Genomic DNA, 23,400 nt, shown 5'->3' on the forward strand with positions numbered 1-23,400 from the left:
ACTACTTAGAACCTTTACTTTGCTTTTTATATTCTTGGATAAGAAGAGACGATTGCTTTCTTACGAATAAATAAGATATAGGTATCACCAAGGTTAGTACCAACATTCCAATAGCCGCATACAATTTACGCGGACCTACAGGCTTACTCTTCACATAGGCAGGATCTATCACGCGAGCCTTATCTCTTGTCTGACCTAAGATCAGAGCGGTCTCCTCTCGCTTCTGAAGTAATATCAAGTAAACGCCTTGAATAATTTCCTGCCTGCGTTTCAACTCTATAAACTGTCTTTCCGCGACTGGATAATCATTCATTTTCGCGTATATTTCCTGTTCTTTCGCTTTTACGTCCTTTATTGATAACTGCATTCCTTTTTGGGCGTTACCAATGGTTTTTATGACGCTGCCCCGTAATTTATCCGCTTGCTCCGAAAGTGTCCCGACCAATGGATTATTTATACTTGAGTTCTGGATCACTCGAGCTCGCTCTAGCAATACTTCATTATACGATGTTAAAGGACTCCCCTTCTCTCCTTCTTGAGCAGACAATAAAACAGGTACCAAATTATATTTATTCGCGGGATCTTTCACGAATTCATCCATCATATTGATGATATTGGATTGAGCCTCCAATTCGATCAACTTTGTTTGTAGTTCTTTCATTTGCTCCACATAGAATTGAACATCATGCTCAATATCCATCAACCGGTTCTTGCTTTTATAGGCTTCAATCTGGTTCTCGACAGTGGCAAGTTCCGCTACGATATTCTCAATCCGCCCATCTAAGAAGACCAAAGATTTACGAGCCTCTCCTTTTTTATACGCCTCCGCCTCCTCATTGTAGATCGCGATCAATGTATCCAACATATCCGTACCCCGACTCTTTTCATAATCGGTGCAACTCAACTCTATTATGTTTGAGGTCTTGGAGCTCTCCTCTATTAAAAATTCTTTTTCCAAATCCTCCGCGACCCAACCCGCGGGTCTATATGTGATATTGAGCCTCGCAGCGGGGATATCTTTTTTTCCCGGCGCGACGTCCAAGGTAAAGTTTCCCATCGGTAACTCAATGGAGGCAGGCAAGGAGGGAAAACTGAAATGTTCCTTTTTCATATTGACAGACTCCGCGGAAACCTCCGCCTTTCCATTTCTCACGGAGACCGAGAACTCCACGGCTTCAGCCAGACGCGCGTTTGTAGCAGAATCGGCAACCATCTTTAAAGGAGATTCATCATATAAACGATAACCCCAAGAGAATGGTTCGCAATAATCCACATTCACGCCTAATTTCAGGACCATATCCCGAAGCAATTTATTGGATGTCAATGTCATTAGTTCATCCTCTATGTTAATGACACTGGAGGAACCAGCCCCCAACCCGAAAGATTTCATCAATCCGGCGGCCTCGCCCAGTCCAAAGCTGCCTCCTCCGAGGTCTTTATCTTCCTGGATCTGGATACGGGCCATCATCTCATAGGTTCGGGGATAATAAATCAGATATAGAACCGCGGGGATTATAGAAAACAGGAATACCCCTAAAAATAATTTCCAGTGCAACAGATATCTTACGATAATACTTTTAAGTCCGATTGTTTCGTTGTCTTTCACTTCCATCGCCTCATTATTATTTAGTAATAGCCAATATGACAGTCGTTATCACAGATACAGCGCTCAAGATCGAGGAGAATACGGTTATACTATATTGTTGGGCCTGACTGTAACGGGCGTTTCTCTTCTTCGCGTTATTCGGCTCCACATAAACGACATCATTCTGCCGAAGATAATAATAGGGGGAAGTAAATATATCCGGCTCGGTAATATCCAGGCGAGCGAACTCCTTCTCGCCATTATTGTCTCGTATAACCAAGATGTTCTTCCGGTTCGCGTTAATTGTCAAATCACCGACCTGGCCGATAGCATCCAAAATCGAAAGACGGTCATTTTTCACGGAAATCGCGCCCGGCCGGGAGACCTCGCCCATCATCGTGACCTTATAATTTACAATCTGTACATTAACCAAAGCGTCTTTCACATAAGGGGCGATCATTTCCTGCATTTTCTCACTTAACTGCTGCTTGGTCAATCCCGCCACGCGGATCTTTCCCAAAACGGGGAAATTTATGTCACCTTCCTGATCCACCAAATACGTTCTTAACTGACCGGAAGAGACCGTCGTGGTCTCACCTTGGGTCGCGTAGGCATATACAGGGGGATTAAAGGGAGTAACGACTGTCGGGTCCCATGCCGTAACGGTTATCGTGAGTAAGTCATCCGGACAAATCTTCGAGGTATAAGCCTGCTTCATCTGGCTCAACTGTTCGGGGGTCAAGTCATCCACTCCTTGGAAATAAGCCACATCTTTAGGAACAGAACAAGCCCCTAGCAATAAGACGAACCATGCCACTACTGATACTAATTTTACGTTCATACGCTTTGTTTTCTTCGAATAAGGTGCAAATATACGTTTTTTAGTTTGAACATGAGGCCTCAAAAAGAGCCGCAAGTCAAAGATACTTCTATAACGATGCAATTACCCGGATATTGCTGCACGCGAATCAAAATTATAGTTGTTTTTACCGCTTTCTCATGATTATTGCGTAAGTTCGCGACAAAACGAAAACAGATGGTTGAGATAGGAAAATACAACACGCTGAAAATAGTGAAAGACCTTGACTTCGGGGTGTACCTGGATGGCGGTGACGGGGTGGAGATCTTGTTGCCGAATCGTTACGTGCCTAAAAACGTGAAACCCGGGGATGAGGTCGAGGTGTTTATTTATCATGACAATGAAGGGAGGTTGATCGCCACGACCGCACGTCCTCTGGCAACGGTCGGGGAGTTCCGGTTCATGGAAGTAAAAGACGTGAACCATACCGGCGCGTTTTTGGAATGGGGGATCATGAAAGATCTGCTCGTCCCCTTCAAGGAGCAGAAAATGCCGATGAGAGAGGGGAGATGGTACCTGGTCTACGTCCGGTTGGATCATGTGACCGGGCGTATCATGGCATCCGCGCGTATCGAGAAGTTCTTGAACAATACCCCCGTCGATTACGAGCGGAATCAAGAAGTCCAGTTATTGGTAGCCGACGAGACAGACCTGGGCTATAAAGTGATCATCAACAACCAGCATTGGGGATTGATCTATTACAACGAGGTATTCCGGCGTCTTGAGAAAGGCGAGCTCCTGAAAGGCTATATAAAGGAGATCCGTGAGGACGACAAGATAGACGTAAGCCTGACGCCGCAAGGCTACCAAAAGGTAGAAGGGATCGCCGGCGTCATCCTGGAAGCGATGAAAGCACAGGGGGGATACATCCCGGTACACGACAAGAGCGATCCAGACGAGATCTATTCCCTGTTCCGCTGTAGCAAGAAAGCCTTCAAGCAAGCGGTCGGGGCGCTCTATAAGCACCATCTCATCACGCTGGAAGATGGCGGGATACGGCTCGTGAACGGGAAGTGACCCGTTTACATAAAAAAAGCCAATGGAATCCGCGGCGGGATCCATTGGCTTTTTTTATAAATCCATTGCGTTAGCGACCGGATTCCATTGACTTTCTAATCCAGCTTCAATACGGCCAGGAACGCTTTTTGCGGAACCTCTACCGTGCCGATCTGCTTCATTCGTTTCTTTCCCTCTTTCTGTTTTTCCAGCAATTTACGCTTACGGGAGATATCGCCGCCGTAACATTTCGCCGTCACGTCTTTACGGACAGCCTTGACCGTCTCGCGAGCGATGATCTTAGCGCCTATCGCCGCCTGGATAGCGATATCAAATTGCTGGCGGGGGATCAACTCTTTCAGCTTCTCACACATACGACGTCCGAACGTAACGCTGTTATCCACGTGTGTCAACGTAGACAAGGCGTCTACCGGCTCACCGTTCAACAGGATATCCAATTTAGCCAATTTACTGGGACGGAAATCATGTAAATGGTAATCGAAAGAGGCATACCCTTTCGAGATACTCTTCAACTTATCATAGAAATCGATCACGATCTCGCCCAACGGCAAGTCATAATGAATCTCGACCCGATCGCCGGAGATATATTCCTGCTTGAGCAGGACGCCGCGCTTACCCAGGCAAAGCGTCATGATCGGGCCGATATAGGCAGTGTTCGTGATCACGGAAGCACGGATAAACGGTTCGTCGATATGATCGATCAAGGTCGGGTCCGGCAAGCCTCCCGGATTATGCACCTCGATCTCCTCCCCTTTCTTCGTATGCACGATATAAGAGACGTTCGGCACGGTGGTTATCACATCCATATTGAACTCACGATCCAAACGCTCCTGAACAATCTCCATGTGCAACAAGCCCAAGAAACCGCAACGAAACCCAAACCCCAGCGCGGCGGAACTCTCCGGCTGGAAAGTCAAGGAAGCGTCGTTCAACTGCAATTTCTCCAACGAGGCGCGAAGATTCTCAAAATCCTCGCTATCGATCGGATAGACACCGGCGAAGACCATCGGCTTCACCTCCTCAAAGCCCGCGATCGCGTCGTTAGCCGGGCGAGACACATGCGTGATCGTATCACCGACACGCACCTCCCGCGATGTCTTGATGCCGGAAATGATATATCCCACGTCTCCCGTCCGCACCTCGTCGCACGGGCACATATCCAATTTCAATATACCCACCTCGTCCGCGTCATACTCTTTCTCCGTAGCGATAAACTTCACGTGGTCACCTTTATGGATCACGCCGTTTACCACCTTGAAGTAAGCGATAATGCCACGGAAGGGATTGAAGACGGAGTCAAAGATCAAGCACTGCAACGGAGCCTCCGGGTCACCTTCCGGAGCCGGGACCTTCTCCACGATCGTATCCAAGAGCCCGATCACTCCCTCACCGGTCTTTCCGCTCGCCCGTAAGATAGCCTCGCGCGGGCAGCCCAACAGCTCCACGATCTGGTCCTCGACCTCCTCCGGCATGGCGCTAGGCAGGTCGATCTTGTTTATCACCGGGATAATCTCCAGGTCATTCTCTATCGCCATATACAGGTTAGAGATGGTTTGCGCCTGGATACCTTGAGCCGCGTCTACGATCAACAAAGCGCCCTCGCAGGCGGCGATAGAGCGGGAAACCTCATACGAGAAGTCCACGTGTCCCGGAGTATCGATCAGGTTCAGTATATATTCCTCACCCTTATAATTATACTTCATCTGGATCGCGTGGCTCTTGATCGTAATACCACGCTCACGCTCCAAATCCATGTCGTCAAGGACTTGAGCTTGCATGTCTTTACCTTCTACAGTCTTGGTATACTCAAGCAAACGGTCTGCCAAGGTACTTTTCCCATGGTCAATATGAGCAATAATACAGAAATTGCGGATATTCTTCATCTGCCAAATTTATTTTTAGGTACGCGAAGATAGGAAATTTAGCCCAAATACGCTACTTTTGGCATACCATTTGTTGTGAATAGCATATGACAATACAAGAAATAAATAAGGCATACGACCGGATTATCGGTTCACTGGACGAAAAGGAGCTGAAGAACGCGTTCGATTTTCTCCAAGGCTTGATAGCGGGAATACGTGCGTACGCGTTCCAGGATCGGTTGAACGAGCTGCAAGACACCTATAAATATATGTTGCGATACCGGATCGAGGGGGCTAAAGATCCGATGCAAGACCAGATATACAACCAATTGATCGCGTCCAGCTATGAGTTCGCGGATAGGGTGAGGCACAAGGCCTTATCGGCCGATTCGCCTCTCGCCTATTACAGCCACCGGCGGATGACGCAAAAGGAGCCTGCCGGCTATGACCGGCTCCACAAGGTTTTGAGAAACGCTTCCCTGTTGAGGATGGAGGCTCCGGCCGGGACCCTTACGGAGCAGCGGCGGATCGAGTCCGCCACGATCCTGTTATTCAATACGATCTGGACCTCGAACCCGCTCAACAAGGAGGAGACGGCCTCTATCAGGGAGCTGTTGAACGACCCGGAGTTGCCTTTTATCATCGGTAGCCAAATCGTATCGGCGTTGATGCTGGGGCTGCAAGCCGCTTTCGATAAGGAGAAACTGCTCTTATTGTTCGACGCGGCCAATCTCCGGGAAGATGAGATTCGTTACCGTGCGTTGATCGGGATTCTACTGACGCTCTATACCTACAGAAAACGTACGGCGTTGTATCCGCAGATAGCGGATCGGCTGGCGGCTTTATCCGAGGGGTTTCCCAATTTCACGAAGGCGATCCGCACGATTACCCTCCGTTTTATCCTGGCCCGCGAGACAGAGAAGATCACCCGCAAGCTACAAGACGAGATCATTCCGGAGATGATCAAGCTGGGCCCGAAAATCAGTCAAAAGATAAACTTAAAGGATATCAATCCGGAACTTCTCGGGGACGAGATGAATCCGGATTGGCAGGATATGTTATCGAACCGTTCCTTGGGAAAGAAAATAGAGGAGTTCAGCGAACTGCAACAAGAAGGCGCGGACGTAATGCACTCTACCTTCGTACACCTAAAGCATTTCCCCTTCTTCCGTGAACCGGGCAACTGGTTCATGCCATTCACGACCGAGCATTCCGCCCTGGGCAATCCGTTGAGCAAGAATCAGACGGAAAAGAATGTGCTGGATTCCATGACTCTCTCGGCATTCATGTGCAATTCCGATAAATATTCCTTATATTTCAGCATGATGCAATTGCCGGATCAAACCCGTCAACGGATGATGGGACAGTTTGGCAGTCAAGCCACCGAGATCATCCAGCAAGCAAAGGAGGATTTGATCAGTAAACGGGAAAAACTGGAAACCATATCCGGACAATACATACAGGATTTGTATCGTTTCTTCAAACTTTATCCGGGCCATCTGGATTTTGACGACCTATTTACTCGCGCGCTGGACTTTCATAACCTGCCAATTTTGCAGCCTTACGTCAGTGATGAGGAAAGCTTGACAACGATAGCGGAGTATTACCTCCGAAGGAATTACTTCCTCGACGCGCTCACGATCTACAATCGCTTATCCGACGCGAACCAGGAAAGTGACGTCTTATTCCAGAAAATCGGTTATTGCAAGCAAATGGAGGGTGATATACAAGGCGCCCTGGAGGCTTATTTGCACGCGGATCTTATCCATCCGGACAGTAAATGGGTCATTCGCCGGATCGCCGGTTGTTACCGTACCTTAAAGCGACCGGAAGAGGCGTTGAGATACTATCACCGCTACGAGGCGCTCGACCCGGATGATTTATCCATCCAAATAAGTATCGGCCACTGCCATCTTGAGCTCAAGCAGTACAAGGAGGCGCTGAAGTATTATTTCAAGGTAGATTATCTGGACAATAAAAGCACGAGGGCTTGGCGTCCGATCGCTTGGTGTTCTTTCTTGACCGGTAAATACGATCAGGCCCGTAATTATTACAAAAAGATCCTGGATAATCAACCCGACACCCAAGATTTCTTGAACGCGGGGCATACAGAATGGGCTTTACAGCATATCAAGGGGGCGCTCGCGTTCTATAAGAAAGCCGTGGAGAAAGAGTCCGGCGATTTCTCGAAGTTCCAAGAGCAGTTCAACCAAGACATCCCCGATCTTCTCGCGGCGGGAATCGAGGAGGCGGAAGTGCCGTTGATGCTGGATCAGCTCCGGTATTCCTTGAGCGATACATGCTAACCGCACAGATTAAAAGACGGGGCCGCGAACAACATGACTCGCGGCCCCGTCTTTTTTGCCCATAGCCCATACGAAACGGCTGAATGGCGGAAAGACTGGGATTCGAACCCAGGGAACAGTTACCCGTTCACCGCATTTCGAGTGCGGCCCGTTCGACCACTCCGGCATCTTTCCTTGTGGCTGACGCACGCGAAAGTACATAAAATATAGTCTCGTTATTCGCTTAAAAGGCTAAAATTACTTTATCAAATACAAAAAAAAGGGTATTCTTTACGGAATACCCCTCTTTAAAACATATTACTAGTACCTCCAAATTACTTGAAATAACGATTATACAGACCTTCAAATCCTTTACCATGACGTGCCTCGTCTTTGCACATCTCATGTACGGTATCATGGATCGCGTCCAAATTCTGTTGTTTAGCCAATGTAGCGATACGTTTCTTGTCCTCGCACGCGCCAGCCTCAGCCTCCATACGCTTTTTCAAGTTCGTCTTCGTATCCCAAACCACGTCGCCAAGAAGCTCCGCGAACTTAGCGGCGTGCTCAGCCTCTTCCCAAGCGTAACGCTTGAAGGCCTCGGCCACCTCGGGATAACCCTCACGATCCGCTTGACGGCTCATGGCCAAATACATACCAACCTCGGTACATTCTCCCATAAAGTGAGCGTTCAGCCCCTCCAAAATCACGGGGTCTACTCCTTTAGCAATACCCAGTACATGCTCGTCGACGAACTGCAACGCACCTTCTGTCTCTACTAATTCCTTAAATTTGCTTTTCGGTTGTTTACATTGAGGGCAGAACTCAGGAGCCTCATCACCTTCGTGTACATAACCACATACTGTGCAAATCCATTTCTTTTTCATATTGTCGCAATTTTTTTATTGTTGTATGGCACAAAAATAGCCAAACTATCCGATACTACCATAATTCAGCGATAGATTAATTCTATCTGTCAATCGATAAAGACTATTTCTTCAACCACATATCCAACCACTCAAAGAACGTACGTTGCCAGAGGACGCCATTCTGGGGTTTCAACACCCAATGGTTCTCATCCGGATAAATCAGCAACTCGGCCGGTACCCCCCGAAGGACCGCAGCGTTGAATGCCGCCATCCCTTGATTCGCCAAGATCCGGTAATCCTTCTCGCCATGGATACAAAGGATAGGCGTATCCCATTTGTCCACGAACTTATGCGGAGAGTTCGCGAAAGTACGCTGAGCCGTGGCGTTCCGCTTTTCCCAGTACGCTCCACCCATATCCCAATTGGCGAACCACATCTCTTCCGTTTCCAGATACTGCATTTCCATATTAAAGATACCATCGTGGGCGATAAATGCCTTGAAACGTTTATCATGATGACCCGCCAACCAATATACGGAGAATCCGCCGAAGCTCGCGCCCACACAACCCAGGCGATCTTTATTCACATACGGTTCCTTGGCCATCTCGTCAATAGCGGTGAAATAATCGCTCATGCATTGTCCGCCGTAATCGCCACTGACAGCCTCATTCCATTCCAGGCCAAATCCGGGAAGCCCCCGGCGGTTCGGCGCCACGATGATATAGTCGTTAGCCGCCATGATCTGGAAATTCCAGCGGTAAGACCAGAACTGACTCACGGGGCTTTGCGGGCCACCCTCGCAGAACAACAACGTAGGATACTTCTTATTCGGATCGAACTGAGGCGGGTAGATAACCCACGTCAGCATCTGCTTGCCATCTGTCGTCTTCATCCAGCGCCCCTCTACCTTACCCATCGTAAGCTGGTCGTAAATGTGTTTGTTCTCGAACGTAAGTTGAGTTACCGCGTGATCCCCCGCCAAATCGATCGAATAGATCTCGTCTCCCATACTCATGGAATGACGTTGAGCGATCAGCTTATCGCCCAGAAGAGCGACCGAGGCGTAATCGTACATACCTTCGGTCAGCGGGGTAATCTTGTTGCCATCAGCCAGGTCGATCTGATAGACCTGAGACTCGCCATGCCAAACGCCCGTGAAATAGATACGCTTGCAATCCGCGCTCCAGCAGTAGGAGTCCACGTTGGAGTCAAAATCCTTGCTGACGAATGTTTTCTCGCCCGTCTCCAGATTCATTACCATCAAGCGGTTTTGATCCGCCTCGTAACCATCCCGTTCCATGCTCAGCCAAGCGATACACTTTCCGTCCGGGGAATACGCGGGATTCGTATCATATCCCTTGTTCTCTTCCGTTATATTGACTGTTTGCCTCGTATTCAGATCGTATACATAGATATCCGAGTTCGTGGAGATCGCGTATTCTTTACCTGTCTTTTTACGGCTCGTATAGGCGATCTTGTCCGAGGTGGTGTTCCAAGCCAATTGCTCGATACCGCCAAACGGCTTCATCGGGCTCTCAAACAACTCGCCCGCCATTACATCCACAGGATTACGGACCGACCGTCCATCGAAATCCGCGACAAAAGGATGCGGAGCGGTAGTCACCCACTCATCCCAATGCTTGTACATCAAATCCGTAAGGATGACACCTGTCGCCTTATCCAGATCCGGATATTTGTCAGCGGTACTGCTCACGGTCTTGACTTGCGAGATAAACAAGACCTTTTTTTCATCGGGAGAGAAAGCGAACCCCTCGATATCCTTATCATAATCGGAAAGTCGCCTACGGTCCGTCCCATCCGGATTCATTTCCCAAAGCTGGCTGCTACCGCTCTCGTTGCATAAGAAAGCGATCTTGGTCCCTCCCTTGATCCATACGGCCTCGTTCTCGGCGAATCCGGTTTTCGTGATTTGCTTATTATCCGATCCGTCGGCGTTCATCACGAAGACCTCGCGATTGCTCTTGTTTTCCGGTACGCTATAGTACGCCACCGTATACACCACTTTTTTCCCGTCCGGAGATACGTTCATGCCGCCGATACGTCCCAGAGCCCACAAAGCCTCCGGGGTCATACGACCGTCTTTGATCCGGATGTCCGACTTCCCGATCAGGCTCTTATCGCCGGTCTCCTTCAAGTTCGCATCCGTAGCCGGATCGCAAGCACCTAGCAGTAGGGATGTTGCCATAATCATTGTTCCGATAGATTTATCCATGCCCTTATAATATATTACAATTCGAGTACGAAAGTACTAAATATAATTTATATCTTTGCGTTACTAATTATAAGAACTGAACAGTATGAATAAAATTTGGTTATTTGGAGCCGCTGTATGTATGGTATTAGCACTCGGCTCATGTAAACCTAAACAGAGCGCGTACAAGGCTGCATACGAACAGGCCAAGGAAAAAGAGTCGACAGCTCCTGTTGAGGTTGTAGAACAAGAGGAGGAAGTTGTCGAGGTAGCTCCTGTCTCAAAGCCCAGAACCTCTACGGCTACCACTCGTACGGAAAAGATCAACGCCGCCCAAGGTGAGGACGCCAGCCGTCTGAAACGTTATAGCGTCGTTGTCGGTAGTTTCAAGAACAAGACAAATGCTTACGCGCTGAAGGAACGTATGCAGAATGATGGTTACAACGCGGTGTTGGGCGAGAACGAGCAAGGCATGTTGCGTGTGATCGTCGCCAGCTTCGACAATAAGGCGGACGCCGCCGATAGCCGCGACGCCATCAAGGCGAAATACGCTCCTAATTTCCAAGACGCCTGGTTATTGGAGAGAGCCGACTAATCAAGCTGCCGGAAAAGATAAAAACGGAAGGTCTCGTTAGCCCGCGAGAAGGATCTCGCAGGGCGACGGGGCTGCCTGTCGCTTGGAATGGACACGTTTCACGCATTCGTCCCTAAAAACAAAAAGAGAGCGATGAAGATCATCAACGAACAATTACTCGACGAGACCCAGGCCAAGGCCTTGCGGTCGCCCCGCCTGCGGATGAACTATAATTTCCATGAGAGATTGGATGATCCGGTCAATCGGTTACTGAATGCCATGGAGCCCGGTACCTATTTGCGTCCGCACCGGCATTTGAATCCGGCGAAAGACGAGATCTTCCTGCTGCTACGCGGGAGGGTCGCGGCATTCTTGTTTGACGGAGAGGGAAATATCACGGAGAAAACGATACTGAATCCAAGGGAAGGCGCTTATGGAGCGGAGATCAAGGCCGGGACATGGCACGGGCTTCTGGTACTGGAATCCGGATCGGTTATTTATGAGATAAAGCAAGGGCCGTTCGCGCCGTTGGCACCGGAGAACCTGGCGCCTTGGAGCCCCGAGGCGGAAGATGAGGCGGGAGTAAGGAGGTATCTGGAATGGCTTGAAAGCCAACTGTGATCGATCAAGCCGGTTATTCCTCCGCGTAGATCAACATCTGGCAATGCGCGCAGTCGAAGCGCAAACGCAAGAGTGTCTCCTTATAACGCAAGAAGTAGGGCTCCTTGTAGGGAGACCTTTGTTTCTGATAGGTAGGGCACCACCCCATGCTGTACCGCAGGCAATGCTTCGTGAACATCAAGGGGACATCCCGCCGGGGAGACAGCTCAAAAGCCTCTTCCACGGCGACCACGCCATGCGCCTTATAAAAAGCGCGGGCTTTGCTATTGGAGACATTCCCCAGATAGGTCAGGCGTTTCTCGGGAAAGGGGATTCCCGGAGTCTCGCCTGCACAGGGCTTAAACGGACGAGCCTCTTCCCCGCGGTAACGGATCCGCCGGGTAGCGATCAGCCTCTCCACCCCTTGCCTACGCATCTCGGCCAATAAAGAAGAGGGGACGAACCAGTTGTCGGACATCGCCACGACGACCTCCGCCGCCTCGAAAGGCGTGTCCCCCAACTTCGAGAGCCGGGTACGGATATTCTCCGCCTGCTCCCCCCGGGCCGGTTCTTTCCCGAACGGCCGGGTAAGCATGATACGGGCTCCGGTCTCGTCCGTCATACTTAACGTGAAGCCAAAGGCGTTATCTTGAAATTCCATCCGGACAGCGATCTTTCGCTCGGCGGATGGCTTGGATAGCAGTTTATCAAACGCTTGATCGAAATTCCGGTACAAAGGTATTCCCGGACGGATCGCCGGGCGATCCAGCGTAAAGATCCGGTTCGCCTCCACACGGTTTACCCGAAAGCCCTCCAACTCCCCTTTCTCGTTGAAGAAGGCAAGCCCGTCGCCATTATTCAATGGTTTCAACCCGGCGATCGTGAAAGAGTTCCCTTTCAGCGCTTTCACCGTACCCACCGGTTCTCCCAAGGACTTGGGCGTATCGAAGCTGGTGATATCCTTCGTGCGCTCCTTCCACAAGAAAGGCGTGAAACCCCGGTTGAAACTTTTCTCCGCCACAGGCTCGAACGTGTAAGTACTATGCCCGGCCGAGGCGCGACGGTACTCCGGCCGACGGGACAAGATAGCGTCTAGTCTCTTCCGGTACCAGGCCGTTACGTTTTTCACGTAAGATACATCCTTCAAACGACCCTCGATCTTCAAGGAAGAGACACCGGCATCCAACAGCTCCTCCAAGTATTCCCCCCGGTTCATGTCCTTCAAGGATAAGAGATGCTTACCCGATACGATCTCCTTCCCATCCGCGTCGATCAAGCGATAAGGCAGGCGGCAATACTGGGCGCATTCCCCCCGGTTGGCGCTTCGCCCACTCAAGGCGGCGCTCAGGTAACACTGGCCGCTATAGCTTACGCATAGCGCCCCGTGCACGAAGACCTCCAGAGGCACGGTCGTCCGCTCGGCGATCTCCCGTATCTGGTTTAGCGACAGCTCCCTCGCCAATACGACTTGCGTGAAACCGACCTCTTGCAGGAATCTCACCTTCTCCGGCGTACGGTTGTCCGTTTGCGTACTGGCGTGCAAGGGGATGGGCGGAAGGTTCAACTGGGTGATACCCATGTCTTGAACGATCAAGGCATCCGCCCCGGCCTCGTAAAGCTGCCAGATCATTCGCTCGGCCTCGGCCAGCTCCTCTTCTTTCAAGAGGGTATTCAAGGCCACGTAAACACGAGCCGAATAGAGATGGGCGTAATCGCAAAGCTGCCGTATATCGCCCGGCGTATTACCGGCGGCGGCGCGGGCCCCGAACTTCGGGGCGCCGATATAGACGGCATCGGCGCCATGGTTAATCGCCTCCCTGCCGCAAATCAGATCCTTGGCGGGAGATAGCAGTTCTATCGAACGGGGCTCTTTTCTCATTTACAGGCTTCCTAGTTTTTTAATATCTTCCCGGCGGAACGGGGTCTCCTGGTATACGTAATAGTTCAGCCAATTGGTGAACAGCAGGTTCGCGTGCCCCCGCCAACGCACCACCGGGCCTTGCGCCGGATCGTTATTCCGGTAATAATTACGAGGCTTGTTGATGGGCAACCCCTTCCCCAAATCGCGCATGTACTCATCATTCAGCGTATAGGGCGAATACTCGGAATGGCCGGTGATGAAGAATTCCCGTCCGCCGCGGGCCATCGCCATATAGACGCCGGATTCCTCGCTCTCGGACAACAGGGTGAGCTCGGGTACCTTCAGGATATCCTCCCGGCGAATCTCGGTATGACGGCTGTGAGGCACGAGGAACTCGTCATCGAATCCCCGGAAGATCGGGACAAACGGTTCCCGGAGCGAATGACGGAAGACACCGAACATCTTGGCCGGCAAATCATATTTAGGCACCCCATAGAAATGGTATAGCCCCGCTTGCGCCGCCCAGCAGATATACAGCGTGGAGGTAACGTGCGTACGGGCCCAATCGAATATCCGCACGATCTCCTCCCAGTAACTGACCTCCTCGAAAGGCATCCGCTCCACGGGAGCGCCCGTCACGATCATCCCGTCGTAGAAGTCATCCGCCATCTCATCGAAATCCTTATAAAATTCCCGCATGTGCTCGATGGGCGTATTCTTCGGCGTATGTCCCTTGATCTTCATAAAATCAAGCTCCACCTGCAGGGGTGTATTACTGAGGAGGCGAACCAGGTCCGTCTCGGTCGTTATCTTAAGAGGCATCAAATTCAATACGACCACCCGGAGGGGGCGGATATCCTGCTCCGACGCGCGCAAGGAATCCATCACGAAGATCTGTTCCTTCTTCAGCAGCTCGATAGCCGGTAAGTTCTTCTGTAAATTTAATGGCATTTTCTATCTCTGATTGTTTCTACGGGCGCGAAGATAATGAGAAAATTCTCATTATCGCTTCTTCACCATCCGGATCACCGGGTTTTCACGGCTTCCATTCACACGTATAGCTGCGTCGGGCCGTATAAACCGCCATGAATAGGGTTGTCAACCGCCATGAATAGGCATCGTAAACCCGTCAGAACCCATTCGTAATCCAATGGAATCGTTCAAAGGAATCAATGGATATGCATCCGGATGAATTATTCTCGCCGGAACGAAAGGGCTTTTTTTCGGGAAAGCGAAGGCATTTCGAATGAAAGAAGCAAGTCGTGAGCGAAGATAGCGGAGTAAGCTCTCGCCCCTTTGTCCCAAAGATGTGCCACATCCTTGAAATACTCGGGGTGATTGAGAAAAAGACCTCTGGTGTGATAATCAAAGAAAGGGATGCCATGCTCGGCCGCCACGGCTTTCAGCACATCGTATTTATCCATACCAACTTGACTATAACGGGGAGATACCATAAATACCAATCTTATCGCCCGGTCCTCGCAGAGTGAGATGAACTTGCGCAAATAAACCAGTTTCAAACTATCCGCATCTGTACGGGTCTCGTCATACTCCAGCTCATCGGGGAAACGGACGGGTTCAGGCCCGGGCAAGTAACCGTGGTCCTCATTAGCCTGTCGGTTTACGAGCAAGCCGGCCAAATTGGATACCGCCTTCGCGTTGTAGCGATAAAGATGGGATACCTCGTACGCCCAATGTGTGCCGGCCAAGCGGAAAACGGAATCTGCACGCTCGTCATACCCGTAATAGGGAGCGAAGAAACTGATCGTATTAAACGGGTTCGATTGGATCTTATAATCATTGTCCATCAACTCCAAGCATACCATCTTGGGCGTATGGTGAGAGAGAACTTGACTCAGTACCCAGTAGTGGGCGAATATATTGTCGGAAGCATCTATACCGCCATTATACACGCTCATACCCAATGAGTCGCTGATGATAGAAGGCACGTAATGGAAATTGCAACGGGAAGTCCCCATCAAAACGACGTCCTCATCCACATCATTCACCAAATACCTGATCTTAGGAGCGGTTATATCGGAGGTATGTTGATTTACCCAACCCATACAGAGGCCTCCCACGCGATCTACGACAAACACACCAGTCAATACTACGATAAAACTAACTATCAATTGTCTCATTTTCCCTATACATTTACGTTAATGACCTCAAAACTGAAAGTAGATAAACTGATCGCCATTCAACACCCCAAACAGAAGGATATAAGCGATCATCGCCACCATATACAGATGGCGTACCGACCATACGGGAGACTCGGATATACGTACCTGCCACCCAAACTCATCAATACCCTCCTTCGCGAACAACACGGACAAAGCGATAGCGATCGCCATAAAGTCAGCAAGCCTCAGATAAGGCATCGCCATATTGGTAAAGATCTCGCCAAGGATCGTCAACGCGTCCGAAAGGCTGTTCGCACGGAAAAACACCCATGCCAAGCTCACCACACAAAACGTGACAAACACATGCAGGAAACGAGCGAAACCACTCCATCTTGCCCGATGGAACCCAAACATACGTTCCACGCATTGCAACGCGCCATGAAGCGTTCCCCAAACAAGAAAAGTCCAATTCGCGCCATGCCATAAGCCGCTGATCACGAAAGTAACCAACACATTGAAGTAACAGCGAAGGTTCCCCACCCTGTTCCCTCCCAACGGAATATAGATATAATCCTTGAACCACGTGGAAAGCGAGATATGCCAACGCCTCCAGAACTCGGTCACGCTGGCGGCGAAATAAGGCCGACGGAAGTTCTCCATCAACCGGAACCCCATCACACGAGCCACACCGATAGCTACCAAGGAATAACCAGCGAAGTCGCCATAGATCTGAAACGGAAAGAAAAGGGAGGCCAGCAAGAAAGACCCTCCATCGTGATGCGCCACGTTATTAAATACCGCATCCACATACAACCCGCAACGATCCGCCAGTACCAACTTCAAGAAGAACCCCCAAAGCATGAACCGAAAACCAGCCATGGCATCCTCATAACAAAAGGCATGTTTCTCCTTGAACTGGGGTAATAGGTTCGTGGAGCGTTCGATCGGTCCTGCCACCAGCTGAGGAAAGAAAGAGACAAACAAGGCGTAGGTAAAAAAATTCCTCTCCACCGGTGTCACCTTCCGGTACACATCAATCGAATAGCCCAACGCTTGAAAGGTATAGAAGGAAATCCCGACCGGCAACAACATATCGAATCTCGGGAAATCTACCGCCCAGCCAAACGCTTCCAGAAAGACGGAAAGATTCATGGCCGCGAAATTATAGTACTTGAAGAAGAAGAGGATCGAGAGATTAAGCACCAAGCTGGCAACCAAACACAGACGCTTCTTTGCCCGCTCCTCGAAATATCCGATACCAAGGGCCGCCAAATAAGTGATCACCGTACTGGTCAACAATAGCAAGGCATAGACCGGTTGCCAGTTCATATAGAAATAGTAACTAGCGGCAAGCAGGAACAAATTACGGATCCTCAACGACGGTAAAGCAAAATAAACCGCACATACCAACGGGAAGAACAACAGGAAAGCGATCGAGTTGAACAGCATAATATCCACTACCTCCCTGTCCCCTCCGGTAGGTCTTTTAATAAATAAAAAAAGCGTGGGAACCATCGTCTATCACTGTTCTGAGGCTCTGGACTGCCCGCTAACCAATAATAGAACAATAGTCCCACGCCTTATGCAAGTATACAATCCACCCATCACGGGCAGGCATATATAACAAACATAAGCGCAGGAACCATTTGCCTATTATCCTGGTTAGCCGAAATTGTCCAGATTCCAGAACAGGATAATATCGAAACGCTTCTACGTCATATCACTAAAACGTCACAAAGATAAGGCTTCCTCGATAAACACGCAAGAAACAAACAAGGGGAAAAGTTGGATACAAATCGCGCTATCGGAACCCTCCCCCTAAAGCCTTATACAGATATACCACCGACAGCAACTCATCCAACACGGCATTGTTCAAGCCGATCTGGGCGTCCAGCAAGCCGCGCTGGGCGTCCAACACGTCCATGTAGCTGATGACACCGTTGATGTATTGCAATTGGGCGAGTTCCAGGTATTTGCTGGCGGATGCTTCCAGATTCACGCGGGAGGCACGGATCTCCTTCACCTTGCGAACGGTCACGATAGCGTTGTTCACCTCCTTGAAGGCGCCTAATACGCTCTTCTCGTAACGATAGACCTCTTGCTCGTAACGAGCCCTCTCCGCTCTCACTCTCGCCTTGTTCTTCCCCATGGCGAAGATCGGCTGCAACAGGCTTCCGGCGATGAAACCTGCCGGACTCTTCAAGATACCGCTTAACTCATCGCTCTCGAAACCGTAATTGCTTGTCAAACGGATCTTCGGGAATAAGTCCGTTTGCGCCACACCCACTTGAGCGTTCGCCGCCCGAAGCTTAAACTCCGCTTGGCGCATATCCGGCCGCCGCTCCAGCAAAGAAGACGGTAAGCCGATCGGTAAGGCATCCGGCAAGTGCTGGTCGCTCAACGAGAGGCCACGGGGAATATCATCCGTATACTCGCCCAGCAGCATGCTGAGGTCGCTTTCCTTGATCTTGATCTGGCGCTCCAGCGAGGGGATCAAGGTCTCGGTACGGGCCAACTCCACTTGGGCTTGGTTGTAAGCCGTCTCGGAGGTAAGCCCGCCCTCATACCGGAGCTTCGCCAAGCGGACACCCTCACGACGTGCGTCCAAGGTTTGTTGCACGATCGACAACTCTTGGTCCAAGGCGCAAAGTTGATAATAATTGGCGGCTACCTCGGCGATGATGGTCAATCGCAAGGCACGCCGGCCCTCCACGGTCTGCATATAGGAAGCGATGGCCGCCTCGTTCGCCCAGCGGAGGTTGCCCCATAAATCCAATTCCCAAGACAAAGCCAGTTTCGCCCCGAACTCCGGATCGGGCTTCGGATCATCCCCTCCATAGTTCAAGCGTTCCTTTTGCGCGTAGATATTCGCTCCCACCTCCGGCAGCCTATTCGCGAAAGAGATCCGCCGGGCGGCGATCATCTCCCTCACCTTAGCGGCGGCTATCTTCAGATCCTTGTTCGTCTCCAGCGCCTTCCGGATCAGATCCCTCAAGGTCTCATCGGCATAAAGGCTCTCCCAAGGGATATTCTCCACGGATGTCGTATCGGCCGTATCCGTATAAGCCTCGATCCGGTCCGGCAGGTTCAACTCCGGACGCGCGTACCGCTTTCCGATCTTGCAGGAAGGGAGCGCCAGCATAGAGACGACACACACCACGGTTACCACTGTTTTCTTTTGAGCGATACGTCCCATCCGTATCCTCCCCTTTATCTTATAGATCCAGACGAAGAAGAAGGGGACCAACACGATACCTACCGTAATCGCCACCAGCATACCGAAGAATACGCCCGTACCGATACTATGGCGGGAAGCCGAGCCCGGCCCGCTGGCCAACACCATCGGAAGCATACCCAACACGAAAGCCAACGAGGTCATCAAGATCGGGCGGAAACGCATCTGGGCGGCATGGATAGCGGCTTTCACCACATCCACCCCGTTATCCACCTGCACCTTGGCGAACTCGACGATCAAGATGGCGTTCTTCGCCGCCAACCCGATCAAGGTTACCAGACCGATCTGGAAATAGATATCGTTCTCCAGCCCCGTCACCCAGATCCCTAAGCAGGCACCCAACGTGGCGACCGGCAAGGAAAGCAATACGGCGATCGGCACGATCCAGCTCTCATACTGAGCCGCCAAGAACAAGAAGACAAACAAAAACACCAACGCCAAGACAAAAACGGTCTGCCCATCGGCCTGTTTCTCCTGATAGGAAAGGCCGCTCCACTCCAGACCGATATTCTCGGGCAGATGCTCCCTGGCGATCCGTTCCATCGCCGCCATCGCCTCCCCCGTACTGTATCCTGGGGCGGCTACAGCATGGATCGAGGCCGTGGTGAACATATTGAAACGTTTGATCGTTCCCGGGCCGGTCGTATATTGAGTCGTACCCAAGGCGGTCAATGGAACCATCGCCCCATCCTTGCCGCGCACGAAGAACAAATCCAGATTATCCCGGGTAGCCCGATAAGGCGCCTCCGCTTGGATATATACACGGTAAATACGGTTGAACATATTGAAGTCGTTCACGTATACGGAGCCCAGATAAGCCTTCATGGTCGAGAAAATATCGGACAGGGGAATGCCGAGGAACTTCGCCCGGTCGCGATCCACGTCGAAATACAACTGCGGGATCTCGCTCTGCATGGCGGAAGAGACGCCCTGAAGCTCCGGCGCTCGCGAGGCGTAATACAGGAAGGTATCCGTGGCGCTTACCAGATGATCCCAGCCAGCGTCTCCCCTCGCCTCCAACTGCATCTCCAAGCCACCGCTCTCGCCCAAGCCCGGGATTACCGGCGGACGGTTCACGTACGACTTAGCCTCGGGGTAATAATAAAATTCCCGGCGGGCATCGGCCATCACGTCCTCCACCTGCATACCGGAGGATTTACGCGCTTCCCACGGTTTCAAGATCACCGTTAGCGTCGCACGCCCTTGATTCGTACCGACACGGGGACTGCTACCCGTCACGTTCTGTACGTAGGCCACGGCCGGATGATGGTCGAGGAACTCGATCGCACGGTCTGTCACGGCACGTGTACGCTCCAAGGTAGTACCCTCGGGCATCTCTAGCTCTACGGTGAAGAATCCTTGATCCTCCTCCGGGATAAAGCTGGTAGGCAACACCCGGTTCAAGACGAAGATAGCCACCAGCACCATCCCGAACCCGACCCAGATACGGCGGGGATTCGCGATGGAGATACGCAACAACTTCGTATATCTCTTATTTCCTTTCGCCAACCACAGATTGATCTTGCGGAAAATAAACGCTTTCCGCTTAGGAGACGGGCGCAAGATGATGGCGCACATCGCCGGGCTCAACGTCAAGGCCACTACCGTGGACAACAACACGGAGACCACGATCGTAACGGAGAACTGACGGTACAACTGCCCCGTGATCCCCCCCAAGAAACTCACCGGCACGAACACGGCGGCCAATACCATGGAGGTAGCGATCAAGGCACCGGATAACTCCCGCATCGCCTTATGCGTAGCCTCACGGGCGGTCAGACGCTCCTCGGCCATGATACGCTCCACGTTCTCCACCACCACGATAGCGTCGTCCACCACGATACCGATCGCCAAGATCAATCCCAGCAAGGTAAGCATATTCAACGAGAAGCCCAAGATCAACATAAAACCGAACGTACCAATCAAGGAGATCGGGACAGCGATCGTCGGGATCAAGGCCGCCCGCCAATTCTGCAACGAGAGGAACACCACGAGAACGACCAGGAAGAGGGCCTCGAACAGGGTCTTATACACCTCGTGCACAGATTGGGAGATATACTCCGTCATATCAAACGGGAAATTATACGCCAAGCCTTCCGGGAAGTTCTCGCTGATATCCTTCATCGCCTCTTTCACCGCCGTAGCGACCTCCAGCGCGTTCGCTCCCGGCAACATATAGATACCCAAGATCGCGGCATTCTTCCCGTTGATCCCGCTCTCCGTAGAATAGGAGGAGGCCTCCAGCGATACCCGGGCCACGTCGCTCATCCGGACGATCGAGCCATCCGGGTTTGCCCGCACCACGATATCCTCAAACTCCTTCACCGTAGACAAACGTCCCGGAGCCGTGATAGGCAGGGTGACATCCACGTCCAGCACAGGTTGCTTACCCAGCTCGCCCGCCGCCGATTCCCGGTTCTGGTCTTTCAAGGCATCCTGCAAGTCCTTTACCGTCAATCCCATATTAGCCAACCGATCCGGATATACCCAGATCTGCATACCGTAATAACGGCTACCGATATTCGATACACGGCCTATGCCCGGGATACGGCGCAATACGTCTAACACGTTGATCGTGGCGAAGTTACTCAGATAGATCTCATCAAACTTCGGATCGTCGGACATCAAGCTCAAGGTCATCAGCTGGCTGGGTGCCTGCTTCTCGATCGTGATACCATTCTGGATCACCTCGGCGGGCAGACGGCTCTCGGCCAGTTTCACCCGGTTCTGGATCTCGACAGCCGCCAAGTCCGCGTCGGCGGATACGTCGAAGGTCACCGTGATATTCAGGCTACCCGAGTTCGAGCTGCTACTTTGCATATAAATCATACCCGGCGTACCGTTCAGCTCCTGCTCGATCGGGGTAGCGACCGCTTGAGACACTGTCAGGGCGCTCGCTCCCGGATACGTGGCGCTGATCTTCACCACGGGCGGCGTAATCTGCGGATATTGGTCTACAGGCAACAATGCCAGTCCGATGATTCCGACAATCACGATCAGTATCGATAAGACGGTCGAAAAGACAGGACGATCTATAAAGAATCCCGGGTTCATCGCCCTTCCTCCTCTCTAAGCGCTTGGATAGCCTTCTCGTCGCCGGCCTCTACCGCATGCACCTGCATACCCGGCGCCAATTTATGATACCCCTCTACCGCGACTCGTTCGTTCTCTCCCAAGCCCCGTTCGATCACGACCTTGTTGCCGATCTCCGGGCCGGTCTGCACGAAACGCTTCTCGGCGATATCGTCCCTACGGATGACATAGATGAACGCACCTCCTTTCTCGATCGAGAGGGCTTTCCGGGGGACGACGATCGAACGCTCGCGGACATCCAGCAGGAGCTTCACCTTCGTGAACTGTCCGGGCAATAACTTCCGGTTCGGGTTGGATAGTTCCGCACGAACGCCAAACGTACCGGTCTTCGGGTCCACCAGCGGATCGGCGAAGTCCACGATACCTTTTACCGGGTATTCCGAGTCGTCCGCCAAGGTAACCGTCACGGTAGGCTGCCAAGAACGGGTCGTATCCCGCTCGCCAAATTTCACGTTACGACGCTCGGCACGCAGGTAATCCAAGGCGGTCATCTTAAAATCGACCAACACCGTGTCGCTCTTCACGACAGCCGCTAATTTCGAATTGACACCCGGGCCCACCAGAGCGCCCACATCCACGAAACGCTCACTGATATAACCCGACAGTGGCGAGGTCACCACCGTATAGCTCAACTCCATCTCCGCCTGATCCAGATCCGCCTGGCTCATGGCGATATTCGCCTCGGCATCTTCCAGCGCGGCCGTGGCGTTATCCAAATCCAGCTGGCTGGCGGCGTGTTGCTCGTACAACGGCTTCAGGCGTTCCACATCACGGCGGGCCTTGGCCGCTTGAGCTTGGCTTTTCTTCAATTGGGCTTTCGCTTTCTCTACCCTGGCCCGATATTTATCGGGATTAATCCGGAACAGGGGTTCGTTCTGCTTCACCCGCTTACCTTCCGCAAACAACATTTTCTCTAAGAATCCCTCCACACGGGCATGAACCTCGACAAAGCTGGCGGCACGGATACTCCCCACATACTCGCCGTAAATTCGCACGTCTTCCTTTGAGGGTTTGTCTACGATCACGATGGGCAATCGCTGCTTTTCCTTATGGCGGCAGCCCGTCATCGCTACGACAAGAACTATCCAGATAACCTGTACTTTTGCCAATCTTCTCCTACTCATTCTACCTATATTATTTGTGTTACATTTGTTTAAGAAAAAACCACGACCAGCCGTGGAAGTCTCTACGTTTCAAAATAAAAATCCTTTCGAATGAAATGTTT

15 protein-coding genes and 1 tRNA gene are annotated in these 23,400 nt (G+C 51.4%); 4 read left to right on the forward strand and 12 right to left on the reverse strand.

Going from position 1 to position 23,400, the window contains the following annotated elements:
• Position 1: 1 nt before the first annotated feature.
• Both G7Y39_RS00605 and G7Y39_RS00610 read right to left on the reverse strand, forming a co-directional pair.
• On the reverse strand, positions 2-1,612 hold the full coding sequence (locus G7Y39_RS00605; RefSeq protein WP_165154056.1) for a GNVR domain-containing protein: 1,611 nt from the start codon (positions 1,610-1,612) through the stop codon (positions 2-4).
• Between the two features lie 10 nt (positions 1,613-1,622).
• Positions 1,623-2,426 carry a polysaccharide biosynthesis/export family protein gene (locus G7Y39_RS00610; protein WP_165154058.1) on the reverse strand — a complete coding sequence of 268 codons (804 nt, stop codon included), beginning with the start codon at positions 2,424-2,426 and terminating at the stop codon, positions 1,623-1,625.
• A gap of 195 nt (positions 2,427-2,621) precedes the next feature.
• Between G7Y39_RS00610 and G7Y39_RS00615 the strand changes: the two genes are divergently transcribed.
• Positions 2,622-3,461, forward strand: coding sequence for a S1 RNA-binding domain-containing protein (locus G7Y39_RS00615; RefSeq protein ID WP_165154060.1), 840 nt, complete (start codon positions 2,622-2,624; stop codon positions 3,459-3,461).
• Positions 3,462-3,556: 95 nt separating this feature from the next.
• Here the strand turns inward: G7Y39_RS00615 and lepA are convergent, their stop codons facing one another.
• Entirely contained in the window at positions 3,557-5,344 is a 1,788-nt protein-coding gene (gene lepA, locus G7Y39_RS00620) for a translation elongation factor 4 (protein ID WP_165154061.1), read from the reverse strand.
• 86 nt (positions 5,345-5,430) lie between these two features.
• On the opposite strand from lepA, the gene G7Y39_RS00625 reads away from it, so the two are divergent.
• A complete protein-coding gene (locus G7Y39_RS00625; RefSeq protein ID WP_165154062.1) occupies positions 5,431-7,629 on the forward strand; it encodes a lipopolysaccharide assembly protein LapB in 2,199 nt (732 codons plus the stop codon).
• 84 nt (positions 7,630-7,713) lie between these two features.
• On the opposite strand, the gene G7Y39_RS00630 is transcribed toward G7Y39_RS00625, so the two are convergent.
• The 3 genes from G7Y39_RS00630 to G7Y39_RS00640 form a co-directional block, all read right to left on the reverse strand.
• Positions 7,714-7,803 (reverse strand) — tRNA-Ser (locus G7Y39_RS00630).
• Between the two features lie 140 nt (positions 7,804-7,943).
• The gene (locus G7Y39_RS00635; protein WP_165154063.1) at positions 7,944-8,495 is read right to left on the reverse strand and encodes an NADH peroxidase; all 552 of its coding nucleotides are present in this window, start codon (positions 8,493-8,495) and stop codon (positions 7,944-7,946) included.
• A 103-nt stretch (positions 8,496-8,598) separates the two neighbouring features.
• Positions 8,599-10,710, reverse strand: a complete 2,112-nt coding sequence (locus tag G7Y39_RS00640) for a S9 family peptidase (protein WP_206225128.1) — start codon at positions 10,708-10,710, stop codon at positions 8,599-8,601.
• Positions 10,711-10,795: 85 nt separating this feature from the next.
• Here G7Y39_RS00640 and G7Y39_RS00645 point away from each other — a divergent pair, with 85 nt between their 5' ends.
• The gene (locus G7Y39_RS00645) at positions 10,796-11,284 is read left to right on the forward strand and encodes an SPOR domain-containing protein (RefSeq protein ID WP_165154065.1); all 489 of its coding nucleotides are present in this window, start codon (positions 10,796-10,798) and stop codon (positions 11,282-11,284) included.
• A 132-nt stretch (positions 11,285-11,416) separates the two neighbouring features.
• Positions 11,417-11,884, forward strand: a complete 468-nt coding sequence (locus G7Y39_RS00650) for a WbuC family cupin fold metalloprotein (RefSeq protein ID WP_165154066.1) — start codon at positions 11,417-11,419, stop codon at positions 11,882-11,884.
• Positions 11,885-11,897: 13 nt separating this feature from the next.
• Here the strand turns inward: G7Y39_RS00650 and G7Y39_RS00655 are convergent, their stop codons facing one another.
• From G7Y39_RS00655 to G7Y39_RS00680, 6 genes are all read right to left on the reverse strand, one after another.
• Positions 11,898-13,742 carry a U32 family peptidase gene (locus G7Y39_RS00655; RefSeq protein WP_165154067.1) on the reverse strand — a complete coding sequence of 615 codons (1,845 nt, stop codon included), beginning with the start codon at positions 13,740-13,742 and terminating at the stop codon, positions 11,898-11,900.
• Entirely contained in the window at positions 13,743-14,675 is a 933-nt protein-coding gene (gene metA, locus G7Y39_RS00660; RefSeq protein WP_165154068.1) for a homoserine O-succinyltransferase, read from the reverse strand. It abuts the gene before it with no gap.
• A gap of 242 nt (positions 14,676-14,917) precedes the next feature.
• The gene (locus G7Y39_RS00665) at positions 14,918-15,865 is read right to left on the reverse strand and encodes a hypothetical protein (RefSeq protein ID WP_165154069.1); all 948 of its coding nucleotides are present in this window, start codon (positions 15,863-15,865) and stop codon (positions 14,918-14,920) included.
• 27 nt (positions 15,866-15,892) lie between these two features.
• On the reverse strand, positions 15,893-17,362 hold the full coding sequence (locus G7Y39_RS00670; protein WP_241159925.1) for an MBOAT family protein: 1,470 nt from the start codon (positions 17,360-17,362) through the stop codon (positions 15,893-15,895).
• 286 nt (positions 17,363-17,648) lie between these two features.
• Positions 17,649-22,136 (reverse strand): multidrug efflux RND transporter permease subunit, encoded by a 4,488-nt coding sequence (locus tag G7Y39_RS00675; RefSeq protein WP_165154071.1) that lies wholly within the window; start codon positions 22,134-22,136, stop codon positions 17,649-17,651.
• Positions 22,133-23,299 (reverse strand): efflux RND transporter periplasmic adaptor subunit, encoded by a 1,167-nt coding sequence (locus G7Y39_RS00680; RefSeq protein WP_165154072.1) that lies wholly within the window; start codon positions 23,297-23,299, stop codon positions 22,133-22,135. Before G7Y39_RS00680 ends, G7Y39_RS00675 begins: the two co-directional genes overlap by 4 nt.
• Positions 23,300-23,400 lie beyond the last annotated feature (101 nt).

Source organism: Parabacteroides sp. ZJ-118 (assembly GCF_011038785.1).
Classification (GTDB): Bacteria; Bacteroidota; Bacteroidia; order Bacteroidales; family Tannerellaceae; genus Parabacteroides.

Excerpts from the sequence above, each read along its gene's own strand:
- G7Y39_RS00625 (WP_165154062.1), top strand. The coding sequence starts at position 5,431 with ATGACAATACAAGAAATAAATAAGGCATACGACCGGATTATCGGTTCA.
- G7Y39_RS00650 (WP_165154066.1), top strand. The coding sequence starts at position 11,417 with ATGAAGATCATCAACGAACAATTACTCGACGAGACCCAGGCCAAGGCC.
- G7Y39_RS00675 (WP_165154071.1), bottom strand. The coding sequence starts at position 22,136 with ATGAACCCGGGATTCTTTATAGATCGTCCTGTCTTTTCGACCGTCTTA.
- G7Y39_RS00605 (WP_165154056.1), bottom strand. The coding sequence starts at position 1,612 with ATGGAAGTGAAAGACAACGAAACAATCGGACTTAAAAGTATTATCGTA.
- G7Y39_RS00680 (WP_165154072.1), bottom strand. The coding sequence starts at position 23,299 with ATGAGTAGGAGAAGATTGGCAAAAGTACAGGTTATCTGGATAGTTCTT.
- G7Y39_RS00670 (WP_241159925.1), bottom strand. The coding sequence starts at position 17,362 with ATGGTTCCCACGCTTTTTTTATTTATTAAAAGACCTACCGGAGGGGAC.
- lepA (WP_165154061.1), bottom strand. The coding sequence starts at position 5,344 with ATGAAGAATATCCGCAATTTCTGTATTATTGCTCATATTGACCATGGG.
- G7Y39_RS00665 (WP_165154069.1), bottom strand. The coding sequence starts at position 15,865 with ATGAGACAATTGATAGTTAGTTTTATCGTAGTATTGACTGGTGTGTTT.
- G7Y39_RS00655 (WP_165154067.1), bottom strand. The coding sequence starts at position 13,742 with ATGAGAAAAGAGCCCCGTTCGATAGAACTGCTATCTCCCGCCAAGGAT.
- G7Y39_RS00615 (WP_165154060.1), top strand. The coding sequence starts at position 2,622 with ATGGTTGAGATAGGAAAATACAACACGCTGAAAATAGTGAAAGACCTT.
- G7Y39_RS00610 (WP_165154058.1), bottom strand. The coding sequence starts at position 2,426 with ATGAACGTAAAATTAGTATCAGTAGTGGCATGGTTCGTCTTATTGCTA.
- metA (WP_165154068.1), bottom strand. The coding sequence starts at position 14,675 with ATGCCATTAAATTTACAGAAGAACTTACCGGCTATCGAGCTGCTGAAG.
- G7Y39_RS00640 (WP_206225128.1), bottom strand. The coding sequence starts at position 10,710 with ATGGATAAATCTATCGGAACAATGATTATGGCAACATCCCTACTGCTA.
- G7Y39_RS00635 (WP_165154063.1), bottom strand. The coding sequence starts at position 8,495 with ATGAAAAAGAAATGGATTTGCACAGTATGTGGTTATGTACACGAAGGT.
- G7Y39_RS00645 (WP_165154065.1), top strand. The coding sequence starts at position 10,796 with ATGAATAAAATTTGGTTATTTGGAGCCGCTGTATGTATGGTATTAGCA.